Origin of the sequence: Nocardia sp. NPDC059764 (genome assembly GCF_042732555.1) — a bacterium.
GTDB lineage: Bacteria > Actinomycetota > Actinomycetes > Mycobacteriales > Mycobacteriaceae > Nocardia.
The window spans coordinates 1-2,604 of record NZ_JBHWHH010000333.1; the positions used below are offsets into that span (position 1 = coordinate 1).

Annotated in this window: 3 protein-coding genes; 2 read left to right on the top strand and 1 reads right to left on the bottom strand. The window is 67.3% G+C overall.

What is annotated here, in order from left to right; all coding sequences use genetic code 11:
* Positions 1 to 21: 21 nt before the first annotated feature.
* Positions 22 to 1,083: a M48 family metallopeptidase gene (locus ACFV4K_RS35365; protein ID WP_379280647.1), complete on the bottom strand. Its 1,062-nt coding sequence runs from the start codon at positions 1,081 to 1,083 to the stop codon at positions 22 to 24.
* A gap of 126 nt (positions 1,084 to 1,209) precedes the next feature.
* On the opposite strand from ACFV4K_RS35365, the gene ACFV4K_RS35370 reads away from it, so the two are divergent.
* Both ACFV4K_RS35370 and ACFV4K_RS35375 read left to right on the top strand, forming a co-directional pair.
* A complete protein-coding gene (locus ACFV4K_RS35370; protein ID WP_357096386.1) occupies positions 1,210 to 1,299 on the top strand; it encodes an Ms4533A family Cys-rich leader peptide in 90 nt (29 codons plus the stop codon).
* A 191-nt stretch (positions 1,300 to 1,490) separates the two neighbouring features.
* Positions 1,491 to 2,528, top strand: coding sequence for a sulfate ABC transporter substrate-binding protein (locus ACFV4K_RS35375; protein WP_379280648.1), 1,038 nt, complete (start codon positions 1,491 to 1,493; stop codon positions 2,526 to 2,528).
* Positions 2,529 to 2,604 lie beyond the last annotated feature (76 nt).

The following is a 2,604-nucleotide window of genomic DNA, read 5'->3' on the forward strand; positions in this document are numbered from 1 at the left end:
GCCATGCCCCGGACCCCTTTCTCATTCGTTCCGCTTGTCGTCGCTGTCGCCGCGGAGCCGCTTGCCGAGCTTCGACAGCGTCTCCCCGACTTCCTGCCCCACCGTGGTGACTGTGGCCCCGACATCGCGGCCCAGGTTGCGCACGGTGCGGATCAGCGGGTCCTCCGACTGGTCGAAGCTCTCCTTGTACGACCGCGCCGCGTGCTTGATCTCCTCGCTGATCCGCGCGTCCTTGTCCTGCTCCCGGCGCGGGTACTGCCCGTCCAGCACCCGGTTGTACTCACCGCTGGCGATCCAGCGCCGCAGCTCCGCGGCCCGCAGTACCGAGAACGGGTGGCTGGCCAGTTCCAGGTTCAGCAGTTTGAGCACGCCGTCGCGCAGGTCGCCCGCGCGGTCGTAGTCGTCGGCCTGGGTGAGGAAGGCCGCGTGGCTCATCTCGTCGACCCGGGAGCCGCCCGCGAGCTTCATGTGCACCCGCACCGACGCCTCCACGTCCTGCCCGACCAGCAGCCCGGCCCGGTCCCCGGACAGCTCGGACTTGCGGCTCCACTCCATCAGCGCGGCCACGATGGCGCGAACCGCCCAGCCGCCCACCGGCATCCAGCCGATGCCGTCGGCGATCCGCATGAGGTGCATGAGCATGGTCCGGTAGACCGCGTGCCCGGACAGCGCGTGTCCGAGCTCGTGGCCGACCACGAAGCGCAGCTCCTCGTGGTCGAGCAGATCCAGCAGGCCGGTGGTCACCACGATGAACGGGCGGTCCATGCCGATGGTGAAGGCATTGGCATCGGGCTGCTGCAGCACGAACATCTCCGGGGTGCGCTGCGCGTCGAGGATCTTGACCGCGTCCGCGCGCAGCTGGTGGAGGTTCTTGAACTGCCGCTCGTCGACCCGCACCGCGGTCGCCAGGTACATGAGCCGGTGCTGCCGCTCCTGCAGCAGACCCGAGAGGGTGCGCAGCAGGGTGTCGAAGCCGCTCAGCTGCCGGAGGCCGACCAGTGCGGTGCGGTCGGCCGGGTGCTCCCAGGCGCGAGTGGAGATGCCCGGGAAGTCCCGGCGGATACGTGCGGGCGCTGTCGTCATGGATGTCCCCCGTTGGAAGTCAGCAGTCTCGATACAGTCTGCCGTGCTCGACCAGGGTTGTGCTCGAGACGATTTCAAACCACCGGAGATTAGCGGCCTGACGTGCACCTCTGTTAAAGTCGCCCCGTGCTGTCGAGCGTTGTTCCCCAGGTCCGCCATGAATTGGCGTTGATCGCTGTGGGTTGCCTCGCGGTCGCTGACATCCACTGTCGCTGATCGCCGATCGGGCACTGCTGCACGTCTGAGTAGACTTGGCGCGCGCATTTTTCGCAGTTCGTGTTCGTCCCCCGGCGGCCTTCGGGCCGGAGCGCCACCGTCGCGGATCTCCTGACGTGACGGGTCTACGGCAAACGTTCATTCCCGCCGGTCGACGTCCCACCGGCGGGTAGCCCGAAAGGTCCACGCCGATGTCCCGCAATATTCGCCTGTCCCGCCGATCTACCTTCGCCGTCGCTCTCACCGCGGTCGCGGCCACCGTGCTCACCGCCTGCAGCGGCGGCGCGGCCGACACCAAGGACGAGGGTGCGGCGGCCGGTGGCGGCGGCAATATCAACCTGTTCGCGTACTCGGTCGCGAAGGCCGCCTACGACAAGGTGATCCCGGTCTACAACAAGACCGACGCCGGCAAGGGCACCCAGTTCCAGGCCTCCTACGGTCCCTCCGGCGATCAGTCCCGCAAGGTCAAGGACGGCGCCGAGGCCGACGTGGTGAGCTTCTCGGTCGAGCCCGACATCACCCGCCTGGTGGATTCCGGTCAGGTGGACGCGGGCTGGAACGCCGATGCCCACAAGGGCGTCCCGTTCGGTTCGGTCGTGGTGATCGCGGTCCGCAAGGGCAACCCCAAGGGCATCAAGAACTGGGACGACCTGCTCGAGCCGGGCATCGAGGTGGTGACCCCCAACCCGTTCAGCTCGGGTGCGGCCAAGTGGAACCTGCTGGCCCCCTACGCCGCCAAGAGCGAGGGCGGCAAGAACACGCAGGCCGGTCTGGACTACCTGACCCAGCTGCTGGGCCACGTGCACGTGCAGCCGAAGTCGGGTCGCGAGGCCACCGACACCTTCCTGCAGGGCACCGGCGACGTGCTGCTCAGCTACGAGAACGAGGCCATCTTCTCCGAGACCAAGGGTGACCCGATCGAGCACGTCGTGCCCGACACCACCTTCCGGATCGACAACCCGGTCGCGGTGCTGAAGAACTCCAAGAATCTGAAGAACGCCATCGCCTTCCGCGACTTCCTCTACACCAAGGACGCGCAGCAGGCCTTCGCCGAGGCGGGCTTCCGTCCGGTCGACCCGCAGGTGCGTTCGGACAACGCCAAGACCTTCCCGACCCCGCAGAAGCTGTACACCATCGACGACCTCGGCGGCTGGAAGACCGTGGACAAGGAGCTGTTCACTCCGAACACCGGCTCGGTGGCCAAGATCTACGACAGAGCCACCAAGTAGCCGGGTGACCTGCGACACAAGCGATACTCGAACCTGTGAGTGACAGCAGCTCGAACGCCGGGACCGCGAGCGGTCC

Coding starts and splice junctions, on each gene's coding strand:
- ACFV4K_RS35365 (WP_379280647.1), bottom strand. CDS start 1,083: ATGACGACAGCGCCCGCACGTATCCGCCGGGACTTCCCGGGCATCTCC.
- ACFV4K_RS35375 (WP_379280648.1), top strand. CDS start 1,491: ATGTCCCGCAATATTCGCCTGTCCCGCCGATCTACCTTCGCCGTCGCT.